The sequence below is a fragment of the Mesorhizobium sp. M7A.F.Ca.US.005.03.2.1 genome (assembly GCF_003997795.1).
GTDB lineage: Bacteria > Pseudomonadota > Alphaproteobacteria > Rhizobiales > Rhizobiaceae > Mesorhizobium > Mesorhizobium ciceri.
Map to the genome: position 1 here is coordinate 1 of NZ_RZRP01001347.1, position 1,018 is coordinate 1,018.

The following is a 1,018-nucleotide window of genomic DNA, read 5'->3' on the forward strand; positions in this document are numbered from 1 at the left end:
GCCTTCACGGCTCGCCTAAAATGTGATCGCTTGAAACTTTCGGAGTCGGAGAGGTGCTGTCGGTTGCCCAGACAGGGGTCGCGCGGCCAATGACTGAAGTGAGCGGCACCGGTCCGAAATAGCGGCCATCAAAACTGTCGGCCGCATCCCGATTCATGAGAAAGACTTCACCGTCGGCGATCACGCGGCAGCCCTGCCATGCGGGCAACGGTCGGCCGCGACTATCGCGCTCGCGCGCAAGTCCAACGGTCACGCCATGGATGATGATAGCGGTGCCCTGTCGGCAGACGGCCGTGCCTTTGAGGGCCAACACGCGCTTCAGAAGCGGCACGCCCTTCGGGAGATATTGACGCTCAGCCAGGAAGCTGGCGAGCGGCTGGGGTGGCATGACGACGGCGATATCGGAAACAGCGATCCTCTCGACCGGCTCGACCCGATACAACCCGACGGGGACGCTCGCGGATGCGTTCCAGATGAAGTGCGGTCGATGGTCGATCCACGCCGGAGCGACCGCGAGAACCGCGCAACCCAGCATCGCGACGATGATCACTGCGCGCATGCTCATGGCTCGATCCTGCAACGCAGGAGCCATGCCTCATGGCGCTGGCGTGTGTAGGGCCTGGGCGTCTCGCGCGCGGCAAACCTACTGTGGGCATGCCGCCAGTAATGCGGTGACACATCGACTGGGTCGATGCCAATCGCCTCGATGGCGTCGATGATCTTCAGCACTTCTTCGACGTTCCGCCATCCGATCACTGTGAGCAGGATCTCGGCGCCGGGGCGCACATATGCGACGGTCGAGCAGCGCCGACCGGCGGGGACTGCACGCAGTATGTCGATGCGGGACGCGACGGTGCCGAAGTCATTGCCCATCCACCGGACGAAAGCGAAGACGCTGCCAGGCGTGAAGGTGACGGCACGACGAGTGCGATCGATGTTCCTGTTCGAAGCAACCTTGCCGAAGCGGATGTAGTTCTCGATCCGCTTCTTCAGCCACACCAGTTCGACGGTGGTGAGA

2 protein-coding genes are annotated in these 1,018 nt (G+C 62.9%); both read right to left on the reverse strand.

Features of this window, described 5'->3' with window-relative positions:
* Nucleotides 1-4: 4 nt before the first annotated feature.
* Nucleotides 5-565, reverse strand: a complete 561-nt coding sequence (locus EN991_RS37650; RefSeq protein ID WP_127370599.1) for a S26 family signal peptidase — start codon at nucleotides 563-565, stop codon at nucleotides 5-7.
* Nucleotides 562-1,018, reverse strand: a 457-nt coding sequence (locus EN991_RS37655) for a DUF2840 domain-containing protein (RefSeq protein ID WP_127370600.1), incomplete at its 5' end; no start/stop codon positions are given. The genes EN991_RS37650 and EN991_RS37655, both read right to left, overlap by 4 nt.